General features: G+C 58.9%; 18 protein-coding genes. 11 read left to right on the forward strand and 7 right to left on the reverse strand.

Annotated elements, in window-relative coordinates; genetic code table 11:
- Positions 1–32: 32 nt before the first annotated feature.
- The gene (locus CUN63_RS06480) at positions 33–920 is read right to left on the reverse strand and encodes a LysR family transcriptional regulator (RefSeq protein ID WP_129438044.1); all 888 of its coding nucleotides are present in this window, start codon (positions 918–920) and stop codon (positions 33–35) included.
- A 105-nt stretch (positions 921–1,025) separates the two neighbouring features.
- On the opposite strand from CUN63_RS06480, the gene CUN63_RS06485 reads away from it, so the two are divergent.
- The 9 genes from CUN63_RS06485 (at position 1,026) to CUN63_RS06525 (ending at position 10,269) form a co-directional block, all read left to right on the forward strand.
- A complete protein-coding gene (locus CUN63_RS06485; protein ID WP_129438046.1) occupies positions 1,026–2,393 on the forward strand; it encodes an MFS transporter in 1,368 nt (455 codons plus the stop codon).
- Positions 2,374–2,784, forward strand: coding sequence for a DUF4440 domain-containing protein (locus CUN63_RS06490; RefSeq protein WP_129438048.1), 411 nt, complete (start codon positions 2,374–2,376; stop codon positions 2,782–2,784). The genes CUN63_RS06485 and CUN63_RS06490 overlap by 20 nt, the downstream gene beginning before the upstream one ends.
- A 325-nt stretch (positions 2,785–3,109) precedes the next feature.
- A complete protein-coding gene (locus CUN63_RS06495) occupies positions 3,110–4,036 on the forward strand; it encodes a glutamate/aspartate ABC transporter substrate-binding protein (protein ID WP_129438050.1) in 927 nt (308 codons plus the stop codon).
- Between the two features lie 350 nt (positions 4,037–4,386).
- Positions 4,387–5,133, forward strand: a complete 747-nt coding sequence (locus CUN63_RS06500; RefSeq protein ID WP_074874021.1) for an amino acid ABC transporter permease — start codon at positions 4,387–4,389, stop codon at positions 5,131–5,133.
- Positions 5,133–5,804, forward strand: a complete 672-nt coding sequence (locus CUN63_RS06505; RefSeq protein ID WP_129445065.1) for an amino acid ABC transporter permease — start codon at positions 5,133–5,135, stop codon at positions 5,802–5,804. Before CUN63_RS06500 ends, CUN63_RS06505 begins: the two co-directional genes overlap by 1 nt.
- The gene (locus CUN63_RS06510; protein WP_129438052.1) at positions 5,801–6,535 is read left to right on the forward strand and encodes an amino acid ABC transporter ATP-binding protein; all 735 of its coding nucleotides are present in this window, start codon (positions 5,801–5,803) and stop codon (positions 6,533–6,535) included. Before CUN63_RS06505 ends, CUN63_RS06510 begins: the two co-directional genes overlap by 4 nt.
- A gap of 169 nt (positions 6,536–6,704) precedes the next feature.
- A complete protein-coding gene (locus CUN63_RS06515; RefSeq protein WP_129438054.1) occupies positions 6,705–8,606 on the forward strand; it encodes a sensor histidine kinase in 1,902 nt (633 codons plus the stop codon).
- Positions 8,603–9,931 carry a sigma-54 dependent transcriptional regulator gene (locus CUN63_RS06520; RefSeq protein ID WP_008155247.1) on the forward strand — a complete coding sequence of 443 codons (1,329 nt, stop codon included), beginning with the start codon at positions 8,603–8,605 and terminating at the stop codon, positions 9,929–9,931. Before CUN63_RS06515 ends, CUN63_RS06520 begins: the two co-directional genes overlap by 4 nt.
- An 8-nt stretch (positions 9,932–9,939) precedes the next feature.
- The gene (locus tag CUN63_RS06525; protein WP_177327890.1) at positions 9,940–10,269 is read left to right on the forward strand and encodes a GlpM family protein; all 330 of its coding nucleotides are present in this window, start codon (positions 9,940–9,942) and stop codon (positions 10,267–10,269) included.
- A gap of 186 nt (positions 10,270–10,455) precedes the next feature.
- On the opposite strand, the gene CUN63_RS06530 is transcribed toward CUN63_RS06525, so the two are convergent.
- Both CUN63_RS06530 and CUN63_RS06535 read right to left on the reverse strand, forming a co-directional pair.
- Positions 10,456–11,121 carry a DsbA family oxidoreductase gene (locus CUN63_RS06530; protein WP_129438056.1) on the reverse strand — a complete coding sequence of 222 codons (666 nt, stop codon included), beginning with the start codon at positions 11,119–11,121 and terminating at the stop codon, positions 10,456–10,458.
- A gap of 187 nt (positions 11,122–11,308) precedes the next feature.
- Positions 11,309–12,328, reverse strand: a complete 1,020-nt coding sequence (locus CUN63_RS06535) for an alpha/beta fold hydrolase (RefSeq protein ID WP_129438058.1) — start codon at positions 12,326–12,328, stop codon at positions 11,309–11,311.
- A gap of 205 nt (positions 12,329–12,533) precedes the next feature.
- Between CUN63_RS06535 and CUN63_RS06540 the strand changes: the two genes are divergently transcribed.
- The gene (locus tag CUN63_RS06540; RefSeq protein WP_129438060.1) at positions 12,534–17,747 is read left to right on the forward strand and encodes a dermonecrotic toxin domain-containing protein; all 5,214 of its coding nucleotides are present in this window, start codon (positions 12,534–12,536) and stop codon (positions 17,745–17,747) included.
- Between the two features lie 43 nt (positions 17,748–17,790).
- On the opposite strand, the gene metE is transcribed toward CUN63_RS06540, so the two are convergent.
- The gene (gene metE, locus CUN63_RS06545; protein ID WP_129438062.1) at positions 17,791–20,103 is read right to left on the reverse strand and encodes a 5-methyltetrahydropteroyltriglutamate--homocysteine S-methyltransferase; all 2,313 of its coding nucleotides are present in this window, start codon (positions 20,101–20,103) and stop codon (positions 17,791–17,793) included.
- Between the two features lie 119 nt (positions 20,104–20,222).
- Between metE and metR the strand changes: the two genes are divergently transcribed.
- Positions 20,223–21,140 (forward strand): transcriptional regulator MetR, encoded by a 918-nt coding sequence (gene metR, locus CUN63_RS06550; RefSeq protein WP_008155262.1) that lies wholly within the window; start codon positions 20,223–20,225, stop codon positions 21,138–21,140.
- 105 nt (positions 21,141–21,245) lie between these two features.
- On the opposite strand, the gene CUN63_RS06555 is transcribed toward metR, so the two are convergent.
- Genes CUN63_RS06555 through CUN63_RS06565 form a run of 3 tightly spaced genes read right to left on the reverse strand, consistent with a single transcriptional unit; the run spans position 21,246 to position 22,843 of the window.
- Complete coding sequence (locus tag CUN63_RS06555; protein ID WP_129438064.1) at positions 21,246–21,743, reverse strand: GNAT family N-acetyltransferase; 498 nt, start codon at positions 21,741–21,743, stop codon at positions 21,246–21,248.
- Positions 21,744–21,745: 2 nt separating this feature from the next.
- Positions 21,746–22,384: a LysE family translocator gene (locus CUN63_RS06560; protein WP_129438066.1), complete on the reverse strand. Its 639-nt coding sequence runs from the start codon at positions 22,382–22,384 to the stop codon at positions 21,746–21,748.
- 24 nt (positions 22,385–22,408) lie between these two features.
- Positions 22,409–22,843, reverse strand: a complete 435-nt coding sequence (locus CUN63_RS06565) for an NUDIX domain-containing protein (protein WP_129438068.1) — start codon at positions 22,841–22,843, stop codon at positions 22,409–22,411.
- Positions 22,844–23,325 lie beyond the last annotated feature (482 nt).

A 23,325-nucleotide genomic window follows, 5' to 3' on the forward strand; every position in this document is an offset into this window, starting at 1 on the left:
ATCTCAAGATTCAGGGGCTTTTTTGTAGGTGCTTACTGCGCCAGATGCAGCAACAGGAAATCGATGAAGGCCCTCGATTTGTGGGGCAAATGCGGGCTGTTGGGAAACACCACGTTGACGGACTGCGAGGGCAGCGAATAGTCGGGCAACAGCCGGATCAGCCGCTCGCTGGCGATGTCGTCCTTGACCACCCAGGCGGGCAGCACCGAGACGCCTAGCGACGACAACGTCATGGAGCGGATGGCCGTGGAAGAATTGGATTCAAACTGATTGATCCCGTTGATCTCGACAGCCCCCAATTGCGGATGGCGCAACGACCACTGGGTCGGTGCCTGCAGGTTGCTGTTGGCGATCCACGGCACCGAATTCAGGTCCTGAGGATTCTGCACCGGGTGACGTGCAAGAAACGTCTCGGTAGCCACCAGGACAATTTCATAATCCGCCAGTTTACGGCTCTTGAAAGCAGAGTCCGCCAAGTTACCTAAACGGATAACCAGGTCTAACTTTTCCGCCACCAGATCATTGAGTGACGAGTTGAAGTTATAACAGAGTTTTATTTCCGGATAACGCTCTATAAATTGCGGTATCAACGGAAGAATATAGGCCTCGCCGTATTCACTGGTGGAACTGAAGCGCAACTTGCCGGACACCCGATTATGCCCTTTTAATACATTATCGAAGGCGTTATCGATGTCCGCGACAATACCTTTGAACTCTTCATAAAAGTCCTGACCGATTTCGGTGAGGGATATATTTCGGGTATTTCGAATCAACAACGTCGCTGACAGCACGTCCTCCAGCGCCTTGACATGCAGGCTGGCCATGGCTTTGCTGATGCTCAGGTAATTGGCAGCCTTGGTGTAAGAACCAAAATCGACCACGGCCAGGAATGTCTGGACCCGATTAAGATGAGTGTGCATAGCAATATGGCTCACTGTTAAATCCCGTCAAACATTGTTTCAAGAATAGTCGTATCGACAGTTCAAGTCCACCGCCCCTATGCTTTGCGGCAAAGGGAAAACAACATGACCTATCGCTACAAAGTTGCACTGATATTTCTGATCGGCTTTTTTATAGACTGCATTAACATCTTTATGTCGGCGGTCGCATTACCGAGTATATCGGCGGCGCTGCACGTTAGTACTTCAGACGTTGCCTGGGTGGCTAACGCTTATATTCTGGGGCTGACTCTGATCATCCCGGTCAGCACCTGGTTGGCCGGTCGTTTTGGCAGCCGGGAAATCCTCACCGCCTCGATGATCGTATTCACCGCTTCCGTGTGGATGTGTGGGCTGGCCAATAGCTTCAACGAACTGGTGATCTGGCGCTTCGTCCAGGGAATTGGTGGCGGCCTGTTGATTCCTGTCGGCCAGGCGCTGACGTTCAACCTGTTCAAGGGCGAGCAGCGGGCGAAAATATCCACATGGGTCATGGCCGTTGCCCTGATAGCGCCCGCCATTTCACCGACCATCGGCGGTGTCATCGTCGACAGCAGTTCCTGGCGCTGGGTGTTCTACAGCAACATCCCGTTCTCGCTGATCGCGGCGCTGCTGTCCTGGTTCTGGATCAACGAAGCGCGGCCGACGAGTTTGCCCCGACCCGACATCAAGGGCTTGCTGCTGGTCAGCGCGGCACTCGGCAGCCTGCTGATGGGCATGTCGTTGTATGGCGGCGACGCTCCGGCATGGGTGGCCGCCCTCTTCGTCATGGCCGGCGTTGCTTTCGTCGTGCTGTACGGGCTGCACTACCGCACCTGCAAAAACCCGATCATTGAACTGAGCCTGCTCAAAAGCAAAAAACTCAGCACCTCCATCTTTATCTATTACGCGATTCCCGGTGTGTTCACGGGGGTCAACTTGATGAGCATCTTTTTCCTGCAAAACACCCTGCACTTCAGCGCCCGACTGACAGGGATGTTCATGATCCTGTACGCCATCGGCGCGTTCATCGCAATGCTGATCTGTGGCCGAGTCTATAACCGGATGGGCGCGAAGCGGCTGTTTGCCCTCGGCATGCTCTTGCACAGCGCCGGCATCGCCACCCTGTTACTGGTGAACGATCCCTCAGATTTTCTGGTGATTGTCATCGCCTACAGCTTGATGGGGATCGGCGGCGGCATCGGCGCCAACACAGCACAAACCACGTCGCTGATGGACTTCGAGGGCAATGACACTCACAAGGCCAGTGTCATCTGGAACATCAACCGACAGATGTCATTCAGCATCGGCGCTGCCCTCTTCCTGATGGTTTTCAACCTGCTCTTGAAGCATTTCGATACCACCCAGGCCTACCACGTGACCTTCGCCATCGCCGCACTGGCAGGCTTGTTTCCACTCTTTCAACTGAGTCAGTTGAACACTCAAAAGGACTGTCATGCACAACAAAATAGTTGAACAGGCGCAACACAGCATTCATCACGTGCACGAGTTGATCCACACCCTGTTCACCGACGCAAACGGTAAGGGGCAGACCGCTTTCGAGCCGCTGATGTCGGCATTCGCCGAGCACTTCACCATGGTCACCACTTCGGCTGCCATCGTCAGCCGGGCGATGGTCGAACAGATGTTCAAGGGTGCGGTCGGCGCCAAACCGGGCCTGGAGATCGTCATCAGCGACCTGCAGACGGTCTGGCAGGAAGGCAACAGCGTGGCGATTCGCTACAAGGAAACCCATCGCCTCAACCAGCGCGAAAGCTCACGGGTTTCGGTGGCGATCATTGGCATGCATCACCACAACGCCCAGTGGATTTACCTGCATGAAACGCCGCTAAGCCAGGGAGGCTGATTGTCATATGAACGGCATGATCACTGGCTCTTCTATTATCTGGCCGAAAGGACGTTAGCGGCCCCGAACACCATTCGGTTTTCCGAACGCGACCTGTCAGTCGATTCGGTTAACCGGATCCCCCTGCATCAAAACTCTCGCCATAAATATTTAATAACCTTATAAATCAATAAGTTGATCTATTCAGCCTAGCCTGGCACGAGTCATGCTCTACACTCTTGGACGAATGTCCGCTGAGCCAACCCTTCAGGAGCCGGCAAGCATTCAAAGCACAAAAAGGGCCGATGAACTGGCTCCATATAAAAACAATGTCGAGGAAAATTTGATGCGCATCGTTCCCCATCTCCTGGGCGCAGCCATTGCTGCCGCTCTGATCAGCACTCCAGTTTTCGCCGCCGAACTCACCGGCACCTTGAAGAAGATCAAAGAGTCCGGCGTTATCACCCTCGGGCATCGTGACGCTTCCATTCCGTTTTCCTACATCGCGGACGCTTCCGGCAAACCGATGGGCTACTCCCACGATATCCAGCTGAAAATCGTCGAAGCCATCAAGAAAGACCTCGACCTGCCGAACCTTCAGGTCAAATACAACCTGGTCACCTCGCAAACCCGTATCCCGCTGGTGCAGAACGGCACCGTGGACGTCGAGTGCGGCTCCACCACCAACAATGTCGAGCGTCAGCAGCAAGTTGACTTCTCCGTTGGCATCTTCGAAATCGGTACCCGCCTGCTGTCCAAGAAAGATTCCGCGTACAAGGATTTCGACGACCTCAAAGGCAAGAACGTCGTGACCACCGCCGGCACCACGTCCGAGCGCATCCTCAAGTCGATGAACGCCGACAAGCAAATGGGCATGAACGTCATCTCCGCCAAAGACCACGGCGAGTCCTTCCAGATGCTGGAATCGGGCCGTGCCGTTGCGTTCATGATGGACGACGCCTTGCTGGCCGGTGAAGCCGCCAAAGCCAAGAAGGCGGATGACTGGGCCGTGACCGGCACTCCACAGTCCTACGAAATCTACGGTTGCATGGTCCGCAAGGGCGACGAGCCGTTCAAGAAAGTCGTGGATGACGCCATCGTTGCAACCTACAAGTCCGGCGAGATCAACAAGATCTACGAAAAATGGTTCATGCAGCCAATTCCGCCAAAAGGCCTGAACCTGAGCTTCCCGATGAGCAACGAGCTCAAGGCCCTGATCGCCAATCCGACCGATAAAGCGGCTGACGACAAGCCTGTAGAAAAAAAGTCCTGAATTCTAACTAACCTTATCTCCTGACAGGGCTCTGCCCTTTCAGGGGATAGTCACTCCCTGCTGGCATTTCTGGAAACACTCGAACCGGTGGCTGTCGAGCCGCTCGTGTGTGCCTGACCGTAGTGGCCTGTACGGTCAGTTCGTTAGCTCAAATTCGGTGCCGGAAGTTCATATCCAAGGCGCTGTGACGAGTCATAGCCCGCTATGGCGAGGAACAGCAACGCAGGAGATGGACTTCCGGGGCCGGAGTTGAGCTGACAGAACTGACCACACAGGCCACCTAGGTCGGGCGGGAACGGAGCTTCCCCAGGCGGGCACTTGTACATCGATCGATCTGAGGGGAGACCCTAATGAATTACAACTGGGACTGGGGCGTGTTCTTCAAGTCCACCGGCGTGGGCAGCGAGACATATCTCGACTGGTACGTCGCCGGTTTGGGCTGGACCATCGCCATCGCCGTCGTGGCCTGGATCATTGCCCTGCTGCTGGGCTCGATTCTGGGCGTCATGCGCACCGTGCCGAACCGTATCGTATCGGGCATCGCGACCTGTTACGTCGAACTCTTCCGTAACGTGCCGCTGCTGGTTCAACTGTTCATCTGGTACTTCCTGGTGCCCGACCTGCTGCCTCAGAACCTGCAAGATTGGTACAAGCAGGATCTCAATCCGACCACCTCGGCGTACCTGAGCGTTGTCGTGTGCCTGGGCCTGTTTACCGCCGCTCGCGTTTGCGAACAAGTGCGTACCGGCATCCAGGCGCTACCGCGTGGTCAGGAATCCGCCGCTCGCGCCATGGGCTTCAAGCTGCCACAAATCTACTGGAACGTGCTACTGCCCCAAGCCTATCGGATCATCATTCCGCCGCTCACCTCGGAATTCCTGAACGTGTTCAAGAACTCTTCCGTCGCGTCGCTGATCGGCCTGATGGAGTTGCTCGCGCAGACCAAACAGACCGCCGAGTTTTCCGCCAACCTGTTCGAAGCCTTCACCCTGGCAACGCTGATCTACTTCACGCTGAACATGGGCCTGATGCTGCTGATGCGCATGGTCGAGAAGAAAGTGGCCGTACCGGGCCTGATCTCCGTAGGGGGTAAATGATGGAATTCGACTTCTCGGGCATCATCCCGTCCCTGCCGGGCCTGTGGAACGGCATGGTCATGACCCTGCAACTGATGGCGCTGGGCGTATCCGGCGGGATCATCCTCGGCACGATCCTGGCGCTGATGCGCCTGTCCCACAGCAAACTGCTGTCGAACATTGCCGGCGCCTACGTTAACTACTTCCGCTCGATTCCGCTGCTGCTGGTCATCACCTGGTTCTACCTGGCGGTGCCGTTCGTACTGCGCTGGATCACCGGCGAAGACACCCCGATCGGCGCGTTTGCCTCGTGCATCGTGGCGTTCATGATGTTCGAAGCGGCGTACTTCTGCGAAATCGTCCGGGCCGGCGTCCAGTCGATTTCCAAGGGTCAGATGGGTGCAGCCCAAGCCCTGGGCATGACGTATGGTCAGATGATGCGGTTGATCATCCTGCCGCAAGCATTCCGCAAGATGACCCCGCTGCTGCTGCAACAGAGCATCATCCTGTTTCAGGACACCTCGCTGGTCTACGCGGTCGGTCTGGTGGACTTCCTCAATGCCTCGCGTGCCAGTGGCGACATCATCGGTCGCTCCAACGAGTTCCTGATCTTTGCAGGTCTCACGTACTTCACAATCAGCTTTGCCGCCTCGCTGCTGGTCAAGCGTCTGCAAAAAAGGTTTGCCGTATGATCTCTATCAAGAATGTCAACAAGTGGTATGGCGACTTCCAGGTACTGACTGACTGCAGCACCGAGGTCAAAAAAGGCGAAGTGATTGTGGTGTGCGGGCCGTCCGGTTCCGGCAAATCCACCCTGATCAAATGCGTCAATGCCCTGGAACCGTTCCAGAAAGGCGACGTGGTGGTCGATGGCACGTCCATCGCCGACCCGAAGACCAACCTGCCGAAACTGCGTTCGCGCGTTGGCATGGTGTTCCAGCATTTCGAATTGTTCCCGCACCTGACCATCACCGAAAACCTGACCATCGCGCAGATCAAGGTGTTGGGCCGCAGCAAGGAAGAAGCCACCAAGAAAGGCCTGCAACTGCTTGAGCGCGTCGGGCTGTCTGCCCATGCGCATAAGCATCCGGGCCAGCTCTCCGGTGGTCAGCAACAGCGTGTGGCGATTGCCCGTGCACTGGCGATGGACCCGATCGTCATGCTGTTCGACGAACCGACTTCGGCGCTGGACCCTGAAATGGTCAACGAAGTACTCGACGTGATGGTGCAACTGGCCCACGAAGGCATGACCATGATGTGCGTGACCCACGAAATGGGCTTCGCCCGCAAAGTGGCGGACCGGGTGATTTTCATGGACCAGGGCAAGATCATCGAAGACTGCATGAAAGAGGAGTTCTTCGGCGACATCAACGCTCGCGCCGAGCGAACGCAGCATTTCCTCGCCAAGATTCTGCAGCACTAAAACCTACACGGCCGCCCCTGTAGGAGCTGCCGCAGGCTGCGATCTTTTGATGTTGGCGCCAGCTCAGGCAACAAGTTGCCTGCTGAGCAGATCAAAAGATCGCAGCCTGCGGCAGCTCCTACACGGGATCTTCGGGGCTTGTAGTTGTGGTTGACCCAAGGCATCTGTGATGAAATGCGACTCCACTCTCTATCGCGCCGCGCCGCCATCACTCGCCGTGAAACCCCGTCTGATTCGCCATCTGTTCCTGCCGCCGCTGGTCATCGCCCTGATGATCGGATTGGGTTACCTCGGCTTCTGGGTCAGTGAACACTACGGGATCCGCAGCCTCAGCGAGAACGGCCAGCGTCAGCTGGAACTGCACGCCCGCGCCGTCGAGAGCGAGATCAGCAAGTACACCTACCTGCCCAGCCTGCTGGAACTCGAATCCAGCGTTTCGAAGCTGTTGGCCGACCCGTCACCGGAACACCGGCAGACGGTCAATGAATACCTCGAAGGCCTGAACCGGCGCAGCCGCAGTCGGGCTATCTATGTGATGGATACCACCGGCCGTGTCATGGCCACCAGTAACTGGCGCGATGTCGACAGTTACCTGGGCGAAGACCTGTCCTTCCGCGCCTATTTCCAGAATGCCGTGCGCGGCCAGCCGGGGCGCTTCTATGGCATCGGCAGCACCAACGGCGAGCCCGGTTATTACCTGGCTCATGGCCTGGAAGAACACGGCAAGATTATTGGCGTCGCAGTGGTCAAGGTCCGCCTCGAAGCCATGGAAGAACGCTGGCAGCGCGCACGGCTGGAAGCTTTCGTCAGCGACGAGAACGGCATCATCATTCTTTCCAGCGATCCGGCACGGCGCCTGAAATCGGTTGTGCCGCTGAGCGACGAGACCAAGGAAAAACTGGCCCGCAGCCTTCAGTACTACTGGTTCCCACTGAATGAACTGCAACCGCTGGCCCGTGAACGACTGGCCGAAGGCGAGGAAAAACTCACCTTCCCCGCCAACAGCGAAGTGGAATCAGATGAAGAGGACATCAGCTACCTCTCGCAAACCCGGCCATTGAGCGATACCCCGTGGAATTTCACCCTGCTCACCCCCCTGCAGGATTTGCGGCGCGAAGCGATCAATCAGGGGATTCTGGTGGCGGTGGCGTTTGCCCTGGTGGCGTTCCTGCTGATCGCCTGGAACGAGCGGCGCAAGGTCATTGCCACGCGCCTGGCCGCCCGGGAAGCCTTGCAGGAAGCCAACAATCAACTGGAGCGTCGGATTACCGAACGCACCACTGATCTGCGCGCCAGCAACGAACAGCTCAAGGGTCAGATCCGCGAACGGCGTCTGGCCGAAGAGACGCTACGCCGCGCCCAGGATGAACTGGTGCAGGCGGGTAAACTTGCGGCCATCGGCCAGATGTCCACCAGCATCGCCCACGAATTGAACCAGCCACTGGCGGCGCTGCGGACCTTGTCCGGCAACACCGTGCGTTTTCTGGAACGCGGTCAACTGGACGTTGCCTGCACCAACCTCAAGACCATCAACGAATTGATCGACCGCATGGGCCGGATCACCGCCAGCCTGCGTTCGTTCGCTCGCCGCGGTGACGACAAAGGTCAGGCCAGCCTCGGCAAAGCGGTGGATGCAGCCTTGCAGCTGCTCGGTGGTCGCGTGGAAAGCGCGCATCTGCAACTGCACCGAGACTTCGCCGATCTGCAGGTACAGATCGACCAGACCCGTCTGGAGCAGATTCTGGTCAACCTGATCGGCAACGCCCTAGACGCCATGCAGGCACAGCCGCTGCCAGAACTGTGGCTCGAAGGCGAAGAGTTCGATGGCAAATATCGCCTTCGTGTACGCGACAACGGCCACGGCATCGACGCCGAAGCGCGCAAGCATTTGTTCGAACCGTTCTTCACCACCAAACCCGGCGAACAGGGCCTGGGCCTCGGCCTGACCCTTTCTGCCAGCCTGGCCGCCGCCACCGGCGGGCACTTGGGTGTCGAGCACCCGGCCAGCGGTGGTACCACCTTCGTCCTCAGTTTACCGTTGGTAAGCCCCACTCACGCCGAGCCAATATGAACAATGACCTTAGTGTGCTGATCGTCGAAGACGACCCCCATGTGCTGCTCGGCTGCCAACAGGCGCTGACCCTGGAAGACATTCCTTGCGTGGGCGTGGGCAGCGCCGAAGAAGCGCTGGAGCGGGTCGGCGATAACTTTGCCGGGATCGTCATCAGCGACATCCGCCTGCCGGGCATCGACGGTCTGGAATTGCTGACCCGACTCAAGGCCCGCGATCGCAGCCTGCCGGTGGTGCTGATTACCGGTCACGGCGACATCTCCATGGCTGTCGGTGCGATGCAGAAAGGCGCCTATGACTTCATGGAGAAACCTTTCTCCCCCGAACGTCTGGTCGATGTGGCGCGCCGTGCGCTGGAGCAACGCAGCCTCGCGCGGGAAGTCTCTTCGTTGCGTCGGCAACTGGCGGAACGGGATTCCCTCGAAGGCCGAATCATCGGCCGCTCGCCAGCCATGCAGAACCTGCGGGAATTGATCGCCAACGTTGCCGATACGTCGGCCAACGTGCTGATCGAAGGCGAGACCGGCACCGGTAAAGAGCTGGTTGCGCGTTGCCTGCACGACTTCAGTCGGCGGCACACCAAGCAGTTCGTCGCACTGAACTGCGGCGGCCTGCCGGAAAACCTGTTCGAAAGCGAAATCTTCGGCCATGAAGCCAACGCCTTCACTGGTGCCGGGAAACGACGAATCGGCAAGATCGAACACGCCGACGGCGGCACGCTGTTTCTCGACGAAGTGGAAAGCATGCCGCTGCCGCTGCAAATCAAACTGCTGCGGGTATTGCAGGAACGCACCCTGGAACGCCTCGGCTCGAACCAGAGTGTGGCGGTGGATTGCCGGGTGATCGCGGCGACCAAGTCCGATCTGGATGAGTCGAGCAAGGCTGGCGAGTTTCGCAGCGACCTGTATTACCGCCTGAACGTGGTGACCCTCGAATTGCCACCGCTGCGCGAACGACGCGAAGACATCCTGCAATTGTTCGAACATTTTCTGCAGCAGTCGTCCCTGCGCTTCGACCGTGCTGTGCCTGACCTGGACAACCAGACCCTGTCGAACCTGATGAGCCACGACTGGCCGGGCAACGTGCGCGAACTGCGCAACGTCGCCGAGCGTTTTGCCCTCGGCCTGCCGGCCTTCAAGAAATCCGGCGCCAGCGGCAGCAATCAGGGCCTGGCCTTCGCCGAAGCGGTAGAAGCTTTTGAACGCAACCTGCTGAGCGACGCACTGCAGCGCAGCGGCGGCAACCTGACCCAGGCCAGTCTGGAACTCGGGATGGCCAAGACCACGCTGTTCGACAAAGTGAAGAAGTACGGGCTGAGCCACTGATGGACCTGATTCTCAAAGCAACCTTGGGCGCGGCCGTGGTGGTGATCCTCGCCGCGCTGGCCAAGACCAAAAACTATTACATCGCCGGATTGGTGCCGCTGTTTCCGACCTTTGCGTTGATTGCTCATTACATCGTCGGCAAGGGCCGTTCGCTGGAGGATTTGAAGACCACCATCGTGTTTGGGATGTGGTCGATCATTCCTTACTTCATCTACCTGGCGACGTTGTATGTGATGGTGGACCGGATGCGGCTGGAGGCTTCGCTCGCTGTAGCGGCGGTGGCTTGGTTGATGGCGGCGACGGTGCTGGTCAGCGTTTGGGTGCGCCTTCACGGCTGAGATTTTTGATCCTGCCCGAAACCCGCCTGTAGCAGCTGCCGAGCCTGCGAGGCTGCGTTCGGCTGCGTAGCAGTCGTAATCCGATCAATGCCGTTTTCCTGAAAGAACACGGTGGCAAGTTTTGCGACTGCTTCGCAGCCGAACGCAGCCTCGCAGGCTCGGCAACTGCTACAAGTTTTGTGGGAATCAGCTGACCGTCCCGCCCTTCGCTTCACTCATGATCTGCCGAATCGCCCCGACAAACGTCTCCACTGGCTGACCGCCAGTGACGGCGTACTGCCCGTTGAAAACAACGGTCGGCACCGAACTCACCCCGCGCGATAGCCACAGCTGCTCTTCCTCGCGAACTTCTTTGGCGAATTCATCCGACGCCAGTATCGCCTCGGCCCGCTGCCGATCCAGGCCAACGCTTTGAGCGATCTGCGCCAATTGCCCATGGTCGGACGGATTGCCGCCCTCGGTGAAATACAACTTGAACAGCGCCTCTTTCAGATTGAACTGCAACCCCTCCAGTCCCGCCCAGAACAGCAAGCGGTGGGCGTCGAAGGTGTTGTAGATGCGACTGTTGCCGTCCGTGCGAAACGCAAACCCGACCTCGGCGCCACGCGCGCGGATCATCTCGCGATTCTTCTGGGATTGCTCGGGCGTCGAGCCGTACTTCTCGGTGATGTGTTCGGTGATGTTCTGCCCTTCCGGGCCCATCTTCGGGTTCAATTCGAACGGCTGGAAACGGATCTCGGCCTGCACCTCGTCGCCCAGCAAATCCAGGGCTCGGGTCAGGCCGTAAAGGCCGACGACGCACCAGGGGCAGGACACGTCGCTGACGAAATCGATTTTCAGGGGGGCACTCATCACACACCTCGCAGACTGGAACGCGCCGGAAAGTTCGAACGATACACCCGACGAGACCGAGGTGGCAGCCGTTCCACTAATCCCTTGTGGGAGCGGGCTTGCTCGCGAAGGCATCGTGTCAGTCGCCATCTGCTTGACTGATACACCGCTTTCGCGAGCAAGCCCGCTCCCACATCTGGATTGGGGATTACAGGAGATTCGGGGTTGCCACCGGATCAATCTGCGCCCAATGCGAGGTGTCTTCGCGGTGGGCCTGCAAGTACGGCAACACCGCCGCCAGCAACGGCGCCTTGAACGCCTCCTGGAAACGATGCGCCAACCCCGGAATCAACTTCAGCTGACTGCCGCGGATATGCGCCGCCAGGTGCACACCGTGCATGACCGGCAGCAACGGATCAGCAGTGCCGTGAACCACCAGCGTCGGAACGCGCAGTTGATTGAGCAGCGCCACACGACTGCGCTCGGCGAGGATCGCCATGATCTGGCGCTTCACGCCTTCGGGGTTGAACGCACGGTCATAAGAGAGCGCCGCCTGATGCAGCAGCCCCTGTCGATCATCGCTCACCGTCGGGCTGCCTAGCGCCGCCAGCAAATCGGCTTGCTGCTCCAGCGCCACTTCGCGATTGGGCGCCCCACGACGCGACAACAGTTGCACCAACGCCGTACTCGGCGCCGGCAAGCCTTCGGCTCCGGAACTGGTCATGATCAGGGTCAGGCTCTCGACCCGTTGCGGCGCCATCGCTGCCATGTGCTGGGCAATCATCCCGCCCATGCTCGCGCCCAACACGTGGAATTGCTCGACATGCAACGCATCCATCAAGCCAAAAGCATCGTCAGCCATATCGGTCAGGGTGTATGGCGCCGACACCGGCAAACCCAGTTTGAAGCGCAGCACTTCGAAGGTCAGGTTCGCGTCGACGGGCGTTTGCCGCCAGGTCGAGAGACCGACATCGCGATTGTCATAGCGAATGACCCGAAAACCCTGCTGACACAGCGCGACCACCACCTCATCCGGCCAGTGAATCAACTGCCCACCCAGGCCCATCACCAGCAACAACGCAGGGTCCGACGCACGGCCGATACTCTGGTACGCCAGGCTCACCTGTGCCAGATCGACCCGCTCGGTCGGAACATTGATATCGCAACGAGACGCCGCCAAGGACGGCAGGCCGAACAACAGCGCGGCCAGGAAAAAGAAAACACGCATGAAAAACACCGAAACGCAGAACTCCAGTAGAGCGCGATTCTGATGAAGTTTGATCAAGCGCGCTGCCACAGTTGCGTGACAGTTTCATGAATATCGCCCAATGGTCGACGCGATAACTATGTAGTGCCATGGACGGTCGCGGATTTCTTTTAATGGCGCTCTTCAAGAGCGGATACACCGCTCCCCTGCACAGAGACACGTTGCCATGAATGAAAGTGCGTTCAGCCCCCTGCCCGTCTCCCCGCCGGTCGTGATACCGGCCCATCCGCCCCTGAAAGATAACTCCGATGAAAGCCTGTTGCTGAGTGCCTCGGCGCGCTGGCGCGACAGCAGCCAGGGTTTGCAAGCGTTGTTCGCCGCCGCACCGTTGAGAAGCCACCGCACTGAACCATCGCTCAACGAACGCTGGAATGCCTATTGGGACGCCCGAGCACCCGGTACGCCGGTGGCGCGGCGCGAGCGGGCGGGTCAGTTGTACCGCAGTCATTTTGAGGCCGCCGCACAAGTGGCGTTCGCTCGCAGAACCCTCAGCGCCGAGCAGTTGAAGCCGCTGTTGTTGATCATGGACCCTCCCGCCTCGGGCCTGATCCTGGACAATCGGCCTATCCAGACAGAGCAGTTGACCCTGGTGTTGAGCGACAGCGGTACCCTGAAACTCCCCGCCGCCTGGGTCATCAGCGTGGGTGATCGGCAACCCACCATGCAGTTGCTGTATCTACCTTGCCGGCCTGTTCCCATTCAGGTCTTCACTCAGCGCAGCGACATGGAAGACTGGCTGTCGCGACAATCTCTCATCCCCCAAGGCCTGCCCGACGATAAAATCCGCTTTGAATACACGGCCAACACTCAACCGCTGAAGGCGGGCATCAGCGCTCTGCTTTTAAACCCACCGCATTCGAGCGCAACCTTTTTCGCCGTGCCACCCGGTCTTGATAACCCGATATCAATCGAAAGCATTGTCGATGAAGACGAACCACCGCCGTTCGGCAGCCTGTATGCCGATATTCCGTGGTCGCAGCGGCAGGTCTCGCTGAACAGGCAGCGCGATGCACTCGAAACGCTATTGGGGGATGAATTCGAAAGCGACCGTCAACAGCCATTCAAAGCGGCACTGAAGGCGCTGGAGACGGCAGAGCAAGTCGCCGACAAGGCCGCAACCGCCCTGCTTTACAGGTCGCGTATCTTCGACTTTACGACTATCAACCGTGAGTTCAGCGCGCTGTATCTGGCGCACATGGATGGTCTGCGCGCCGAGGCCCAGCTCCAATTGGCCCTGAAACAGATCAGCAGCGACGAATTCAGCTTGCTTAAAGCAGTATTGGACACACCGCGTGCGGCCGATCGTGATGCCACTATCACCGCTGCCAGCCTGACACTGTCAATGACCGAGCATACCGGCAAAGTCACGACCCAGGCGCTCAACGGCCCTTTCGTCATCACCCGGGCGCTGCTCGACGCCGCATCGCCACACAGCCTTTTGCTGTACTGGCCCGGCGCTGGCGGCGGCTTGCAACGGTTCGCCAACCGCACAGAGCTGGAGCGACAGATGTTCAAGATCCAGGACCGGGACAACGTTCTGGCCTTGCAGCTAAAAAAAATAAGTACCGACCCCCTGCTCTATAGTCTCAACAAACAGACCACCGACTTTGAAGAGAAGGCAGGGGAAATACGTCAGCGCCAGACCGATACGACCAATCAACTGGAAGCACTGCGCAAGCACGCCCTCGCCGGTTTACAGGTCCCGGGGCATGCAGCCAGAAGCCTGGCGTTCTCGCACCTGTTGGAGCAAAACCGCAGTGCCACGCTGTACACCCGCAAGCCCGAATGGCTCACCCAATTGTCTGTGGCCGACCGCGTTGAACTCAAGGCCCTGATCGAGTCGTACATTGTGGCGATGCGTCGCAGCCACACACAGCTGGAACTCGCCCTGACGCCTCGCGATGACTTCACCCGGCAACACTTACAGGCCCGCCTGCGAAAGGACTTTTCGATCCAGGGTCATTTTGACGTGCAACTTGACCTGCCGGATTCCGTCACTCTGCAAAAGCAACTGACCGACGGTGCCGCCCCGGGAACCCCGCAGAAACTCGTCGCGGTACCCAGCAAGGCACGCAGCAAGATGTCACTCGAAGAACTGGCCCAAACCAATATCGACAACACCCCGTCGATGCAGCTCGAGCCCCTGTCACTGCGACTGGACGCCATGCGCGTCGAAGTCACCGCAGCAGACACTGCCGAGCGTCAGGCGCTTGCCAACGGCATCACACTGCGCTACCTGCGCAAGACCCTGCCCGAGCTTGACCTGCCCAAAGCCTATGAACAGTTGATCCGCGACGCATTCACCGGCTCGGCAACCGAATCTGCCTTCGCGAGGGAACACCTGCGCGAATGCCTGATCGAGCCCTGGCGCTTGATGCTCAAGTTGCAGGGGGAATCCGCGCGACTGCAGAAACAAATCAGCCACGACGAATTGCAGGTGTTGCTCATCGCCATCGACGCCAACACCCAGGAAGCCTGGCGCGCTGATCGCAAGCGCATCGCGATTCTGCCGGCCTACCTGAGTGCCGGCGGAAAAGACACCCACAATCAAGGCCCCACCACGTTGTCCGGGGTGACCTTCATTGAAGAGCAAATCAGCGGGATGACGTTGCTCTATCTGCCCGACAGTCCCGACGGCCAGTTCCTGCGGAGCTACACCACCCTGGAATCGGCGCGCAAGGCGTTGTTCAACCTGTGTCTGCGTAGCGAAATGGTCAGTTACCTGGCGGGCCGGGCCTTGCAGGGTAATGTGCAGGCCCATACCAGTCGCATCGATCAGGCCGTGCTCAAACATTTCGACGCCATGATCGGGGTGGGGCTGCCCTGGCCGAAAACAACGTCACTGGCGGAGCACCTGCTCAATGCCCATATGGGACGCCTGATCGAAGCGCATCGCGGAACCTCCCGTTCCAACGATGCCTTGTACCTGGAGCGCTACGCGCTCAGTGGTCCGAGGGCGTTCAATTACATGAAGATGGCGTTGGGCGTGGTGCCCTTTGTCGGCACGGCCATCGCTTTATACGATGCCTGGACCAGTGCCAACCGGGCAGTCGCGGCACTATTGCGCGGTGAAGTCGGCGATGGGTTGGCGGAGATTGAATCGGTACTGCTGTCATTGATCGATGCCGCCATGGACATTCTTCCAGGCGTTGCCGCAGGCTCCGGTTCAGCCAAGGGTGCTCGCTCACTGACACGGCTTCGTCAAACGGCAGCAATGGGCAAAAGCACGGGAGCGTTGCAAGGGCGCACAAAACGTCAAGCACAGCACGGTTTCCAGCGCTTCGCCGGTTACGATTACGAAAAGCCGATCTCCCTGACAGGCCTGCAACCAGCCACCCATGGCATTTACCGCAATATCTACCGTCACGCCGACGGCGACTTTATCGTTCGCCAGGGACGCATCTTTCAGGTTGAACGCAGCACGGATTCACGAAACTGGCGACTGAGCGGCACTCGTCAAAAAACCTATAAACAACCCATCGGCCTTGATGAAGCAGGGCGTTGGGACACTTACTTCGGTGTCTACGGGGTGACCTTCGAGGGCGGCGGGCTCGGCGGCGGCGGTGCGCTCGGGCATCTGGCGGATACCCTTGATCCGCTCTGGCCTGCCGCCATTCGCCAACGCCTGCCGCGATGGTGGGCCGATCAGGCTTTTCGCCGAAATCACGCACTGACCGAAGCGGCCGACGACTTTGCCCCGCAACTCGATACCCGGATTGCGCGTACCAACGCCGCCATTGAACAGTACAATGCCAGCGCCGTAGAGCACCGTCCGACACTGATACCGGCTACCGAAGCTGCGTGTATCGGCGACATTGAACTGGCCAGCAGACACTACCAGACACTGGTTGATCTGTTACCCCTGACCCATGGCAACAAAAGGCGCGTGCTCAGGGAAATGCAGAGCCATGACGCCCTGCTGATCACTGATCGGTACAAGCAACGGGTGTTCTTGGCCAATCATCGGGCCGATCAGATGCTCGACAGGATCGACGATTTCATCGACCGTCTGGACGCACTGCCGGACACTGCGCTCAGCGAGCGCTTCCGTATTCTGCAAGACGTCAGAAAGGTGCGTGTGGATTTCATGCACGAGCTGGATCAAATCGAGGCCGCGATGCGCGATCTCAACCTGTGGTACGAGCGCATAACAGTCAGCACCCAAAAGGCACAACTGAGCTCCGAAGTCATGATGTTGAACGGGCGGCTCAGCGAGACCAATCTGCTCTACTTGAGAACCGGCCACCGGCTGGAAATCGTCAAACGCTTTGACACAACCCAAGATATCTCCTGGTTCTATCTGCAAGGACAGGCAGAGAATCTGCGGGCCAAAGTCGATCGCTCCTTGTTCACTCAATACAGCTTGCCGGAAGTCACCGCCACCAGAGCCCAGCGCAATCAGATATTGCAGGAGTGCCTCGATCTTTACGGGCAGTTTCGCCGCAATATGAATGTCTGGACCACCAGCTACCCACAGCACTTCCATCTGCACACCGTGCCGCCCCTGCTGGAGGGTATCGAAAAAATGGCCGAACGGGCGCGCAAGGCCATCGATCAGCCGGCTCCCGCTTCCCCTGCCGGGCAACGCAGCAAAAAGGTGTTCACCACCGAAGACGATCAATTGCTGATTGGGGTGGAACGCTGGGAACCGACGACCCAAAAACGGCAATACTCCCTGACAGGACAGGGCGGATTCGAGGAGGTTTGGGAACAAGGTTCAAACGGCAAATTTCGCCTGCTGAACCCGCCGCAAAAGGCAACTCGCCCTGTTCAAAGGGACCTTGGCTCCCTGGTCGAAGATGCCCGCAGCCGACTGCAATCGCAGCAGACGTACGAGGCCAAGGTTCAAGCCTATGCGGGTCAAGGCATGCTCCCGGTCGATCTGGAGCACATGATGGTCAGTGAGGCCAGCGAGTTGACCCGGCGCGCCCTTCCCATCGAGGAAATTGCTCCACAGCACACCATCATCCAGCAACTGCGCGACAAGGCCGCCGAACTCACCACCCGCGGACGTGAAATGCGTACTCGGCAGTCGTTGAGTACCAAAAAACCTACCGATGGAATGCTCGACGACCTGGTCGGCCAACACGTCTTGGAGATACGCAAAACGAGCCCAATGAAAAACCTGGGTAAACGCCCTGACGGTCGAATCGATTACCTGCAGGAGTACGAAGTATGGGATCTGACTGCAACACCTCCCAAGGTGCTGTGGTATGCCCATTTCCACTATGCCAAGGCAGCACCTGCATTCGGTGCATTCGAGAAGGCTCATCTAAAACTGCCGGAACACCGATTTCTGACCCACGCCGACAACGCCGCGCTTCCCTATGCCGATATCGGCAAACAATCAGCAGCACTCAAACATTTCGATCAGGTTTAGAACGTAAAACGGGAGCGGTTTGTCCGCTCCCGTTTTGGTTACTTTATGCCAACTGACTTCGCAGTTGCCGCGCCGCCGCCACCATGTTCACCAGCGCTGCCTCGGTTTCCGGCCACGCCCGAGTCTTCAACCCACAATCCGGGTTCACCCACAACCGCTCCGCCGGAATGCGCTTCACGGCTTTGCTCATCAATTTCACCATCTCGGCCGTGTCCGGCACCCGTGGCGAGTGGATGTCATACACGCCCGGACCGATGTCATTCGGGTAGTCGAACGCTTCAAAAGCCTCCAGCAATTCCATGTCTGAACGCGAGGTTTCGATGGTGATCACATCGGCGTCCATCGCCGCGATGGACTGGATCACATCGTTGAATTCGCTGTAGCACATGTGGGTGTGGATCTGGGTTTCGTCACGCACACCGGATGCGCTCAAGCGGAAGGCTTCCACCGCCCAATCGAGGTATTCCTGCCATTGCGCCCGGCGCAGTGGCAAGCCTTCGCGGAAGGCGGCTTCGTCGATCTGCACGATCTTGATGCCGGCGGTTTCCAGGTCGACCACTTCATCACGCAGGGCCAGGGCCAACTGCTGCGCCTGGATTTTGCGCGAGACGTCTTCACGCGGGAACGACCACATCAGCATGGTCACGGGACCGGTGAGCATGCCTTTCATGACCTTGTCGGTCAGGCTCTGGGCATAGGTGATCCAGTCGACGGTCATGGCGTTCGGGCGGCTCAGGTCGCCGTAGATGATCGCCGGTTTCACACAGCGCGAACCGTAGCTCTGCACCCAACCGAACCGGGTGAACAGGTAGCCGTCCAGTTGCTCGGCGAAGTACTCGACCATGTCGTTGCGTTCGGCTTCACCGTGTACCAGCACGTCCAGACCCAAGCGTTCCTGAACTTGCACGGCATGGCGGATTTCGCTGTGCATGGCGTCGGTGTAATCGTTGGCCGACAGCTTGCCTTGCTTGAAGGCCTGGCGTGCCAGACGGATCGAACCGGTCTGCGGGAACGAGCCGATGGTGGTGGTCGGGAATGCCGGCAGTTTCAGCCGCGCACGTTGTTGCTCGATGCGTTTGGCGAACGGCGAGTGACGTTGGCTGTCCGTTGCGCCGATGGCAGCGATACGCGCCTGAACTTCGGCTTTGTGAATACGCGGCGACTCGGCACGGCTGGCTTGAATGGCACGGCTTTCGGCCAGGGCGGCTTGCACCTTGGATGATTGCGGGTCGTTCAAGGCATCACGCAGCACGGCGATTTCGCCACACTTCTGCACGGCAAACGCCAGCCAGCTTTTCAGTTCCGGGTCGAGTTTGTCTTCGCGATCCAGATCCACCGGGCTGTGCAGCAGTGAGCAGGAACTGCTGACCCACAGGTTGTCGCCAAAGCGTTCCTGGGCCGGTTGCAGTTGAGCGAGCACTTGCTCCAGTTCGCAGCGCCAGACGTTGCGACCATTCACCAGCCCCACCGAGAGAATCTTGTAGGTCGGCAGACGGTCCAGCACCTGGCCGAGTTGATCCGGGGCGCGCACGGCATCGATGTGCAGGCCTTGTACCGGCAGGCTGACCGCCAGGCCGAGGTTGTCTTCAAGACCACTGAAGTAGGTCGCCACCAGTTTTTTCAGCGGCGAGTATTGAAGGATGTGATAAGCGCGCTCGAAAGCGTTTTTCCAGGCCTGAGGCAGGTCGAGGGTCAGGATCGGCTCGTCGATCTGCACCCACTCCACGCCTTGAGCAGCGAGGCGACCGAGGATTTCGCCGTAGATCGGCAGCAGGCGTTCCAGCAGGTCGAGCTTGTCGAAGTCGTTGCCTTTGGCCTTGCCCAGCCACAGGTAAGTCAGTGGACCGATGATTACCGGTTTAACCTTGTGGCCCAGCGCCTTGGCTTCGTCGACTTCGTCGAACAGCTGTTCCCAGCTCAGTTTGAACTGCTGATCAGCGGTGAATTCCGGGACCAGATAGTGGTAGTTGGTGTCGAACCACTTGGTCAGTTCCTGGGCGTATTGCGCTTTGCTGTGTTCGCCGCCGCAGCAGGCAGCCGTGGCGCCACGGGCCATGGCGAACAGGGTGTCGAGGGTCGGCAGGCCGCGTGAGTTCTTGGCGCTGTCGAAACGCTCGGGAATCACACCGAAGGTCAAGGAATGGGTCAGGACCTGGTCGTACCAGGCGAAGTCGCCCACGGGCAGCAGGTCGATGCCGGCGTCTTTCTGCAATTGCCAATGGGTGGCGCGCAATTGGCGGCCGACGCTTTTCAGCGCGTCCTGATCCAGATCGCCCTTCCAGTAGGATTCGAGGGCTTTTTTCAGTTCGCGGTCAGCGCCGATGCGCGGGAAACCAAGTGTGTGTGCCAAGGCCATGTGAAATTGCTCCCTATAAAAGATGCTGTAAAACATGGCGCTATTGTCGACACCCAACCCAACATGAGACAAACTCAACCTTTTCGTGTTGATCACAAGTTTTCCTCATGGAGCCCCCGGTGCTTGAAATCCGTCACCTGAAGACCCTGCACGCCTTGCGCGAAGCCGATAGCCTGGTCGATGCGGCCGACCGCCTGCACCTGACGCAGTCGGCCCTGTCCCACCAGTTCAAGGAACTGGAGGAGCGCATGGGCATGCCGCTGTTCGTGCGCAAGACCAAACCGGTGCGTTTCACCAGTGCCGGTTTGCGCCTGCTGCAACTGGCTGACGCGACCCTGCCATTGCTGCGCGGCGCCGAGCGCGATATCGCGCGGCTGGCCGGGGGCACTGCCGGGCGCTTGCACATGGCGATCGAGTGCCACAGTTGCTTCCAGTGGCTGATGCCGACCATCGACCAGTTCCGCGATGCCTGGCCGGAAGTCGAACTGGACCTGGCCTCAGGATTTTCTTTCGCCCCACTGCCGGCATTGGCCCGTGGCGATCTGGATTTGGTGGTGACGTCCGACCCGCTGGAACTGGCCGGGATCACTTACGTGCCGTTGTTCACCTATGAAGCGATGCTCGCGGTGGCCAACCAGCACCGTTTGGCGAGCAAGGCCTACATCGTCCCGGAAGATTTGCTCACGGAAACGCTGATCACCTACCCGGTGGAGCGTGATCGGCTGGACATCTTCACCCGTTTCCTGGAACCGGCCGATATCGAACCGGCGCAGGTCCGCACGTCGGAACTGACGGTGATGATGATGCAATTGGTGGCGAGCGGTCGCGGCGTGTGCGGCATGCCCCATTGGGCGCTGCATGAATACAGCTCACGGGGATATGTGAAGGCCAAGCGGCTGGGCGAGAAAGGTTTGTTTGCGACGCTGTACGCGGGGATTCGCGCCGACATGCTGGATGCGCCGTACATGCGCGACTTCCTGCTGACGGCCAAGGACACGTCGTTCTCGACACTCGACGGCGTCAGCGCAGTTCGCTGACTAAATAGTGGTAATAAAAAGATCGCAGCCTCGTTTCACTCGACAGCTCCTACAGGAGTTCGCCAAACCCTGTAGGAGCTGTCGAGTGAAACGAGGCTGCGATCTTTAGAGCTCTCGCCACATATGGATTTTGTCGAAGTAGACCTCGCCCACCCGTACCGCCAAAGGTTCGAGACCGAACTGGATGAAGCCGCAACGCTGGTACAGGTTGAACGCGGCGTCATTGCCGGCGGTGACGGTCAGCTGGATCAGCTTCAGACCTTTATGGTCCTGCGCTTCAGCCAGGGCGGCCTGCACCAGGTGATAACCGACCCCGCGTTGCCGGACTTTGCCCGACACGTACATGCCAAACAATGTCGCCTTGTGCCGGGCCTTTTCCCGGGGTTCGAAGGCCAGGCCGACGATGCCCGCCAACTCACCGTTTTCGAACGCGCCGAACACCACGTCCAGCTTGCTGGTCAGGCGTGATTCCCACCAGCTCAATGGCATCACGGCGCGTTCGCGCACGCTGGAGGTAAACGCCTGGGGATGCAGGTCATAGGCTTCGAGCATCAGCGCCCGATAGTCCAGGGCATGACTGGCATCAAGCCGTTCAATCCACATGTTCAAGCCATCCGTCGTTGTTCCAGCATCAGTCGCACCGCCAGCGCCGACAGCACGACCCCCATGAAATAGCGCTGCACCGCCAGCCAGGACGGGTTGTTGACGAACCAGGAGGCGATGCCCGCGGCGAACAGCGCGATCAGCAGATTGACGCTGAAACTGACGCTGATCTGAGTCAGACCCAGCGTGATGCTTTGAGTGAACACCGAGCCATGCTCAGGCGTGATGAACTGCGGAAACACCGACAAATAAAACACGGCGATCTTCGGGTTCAGCGCGCTCGTGAGAAAACCCATGGTGATCAGTTTGCGCGACGAGTCCGGCGGCAACTGCTGCGCTTCGAACGGTGAACGCGCACCCGGTTTGACGGCTTGCCAGGCCAACCACATCAGGTACAGCGCGCCAGCCCACTTCAGCACTTCGTAGGCCATCGGCACCGCCAGAAACACCGCAGTCAAACCGGCAGCGGCCGCGAACAGGTGCACGAAAAACCCCGCGACCACACCGAGCAACGAGGTCACACCGGCCTTGCGCCCCTGGCAGATCGAACGGGAGATCAGGTAAATCATGTTCGGCCCCGGCGTCAGCACCATCAGCAATGCGGCAGCGGCAAAGATCAGCAAGTCTTGAAGCGGGATCATGGGCAGTCCTTTGTCCGAGAATAATCAGGCAGTTTCGGTTAACAAGGCACGATAAAACGGCAGGATCAGGTCCCGTGTCAATGGCGCCAGCGTGACATTACCGTCGGTGGCCGGGTCGATCCAGCGCACCTCTTCGATCTCCGCCGCAGGCGATACGTCTGAATCGAAGGTCAGCTGAAAGAGTTCGGCCTGGACGGTAAAACCCGGCTCGTTGGCGGCCGGTGCCGAGAATTGCCCCAGATAAGTGGCGTGTGCCGGATCGATGACCAGGCCCAATTCTTCTTCCAGTTCACGGGCCAGCGCGTGGACCGGTTGCTCATGGGCTTCGATCTTGCCCCCCGGCTGCATGAACGCCTCGGTGCCGCGCTTGCGGACCAACAACGTGCGACCGTCCGGGCCGATCAACAGGGCGGCGGCGATACGGATGAGACGGGGCGAAGCAGCGGATGACAGCGTCATGGATCAGGATCGTCCTTGGAAAAAGGCGCAAGGATCACATGAGAATCGGCGCCTCGTCACGCCGAAAAAATCTCTGCAGACATCCGCAGATCCCCTGTGGGAGCGGCGGTGCGGCGATCCGACTTGCTCGCGAAGGCGGCGGGTCAGTCAACATCAATGTTGAATGAAAAACCGCTATCGCGAGCAAGCTCGCTTGTATGTTTAGACTTGAAGGGGTGGGCGGGACTAAAAGCTCGATTCTGACTCTGACCAGTACAGACCGTGGGAGACTTCTCGTCCCGCCCTTTCTACCCAAAGCGCCGATAAGGAATTCATCGGTAAAACCGACGATAGAGGCAAGCCAGCGCAACGGTAGACCCCGACAAGCTCTTAAACCCTAGCTCCGAGGATTCGTCATGACAATCCTTACTTCGCAGACGGTTGTTGGCATCGATATCGCCAAGGCTGAAATAGTTATCTATCGCTCCGCGCTCCGACCTGCA

This window comes from Pseudomonas sp. ACM7 (assembly GCF_004136015.1).
Taxonomy (GTDB): Bacteria; Pseudomonadota; Gammaproteobacteria; order Pseudomonadales; family Pseudomonadaceae; genus Aquipseudomonas; species Aquipseudomonas frigoris.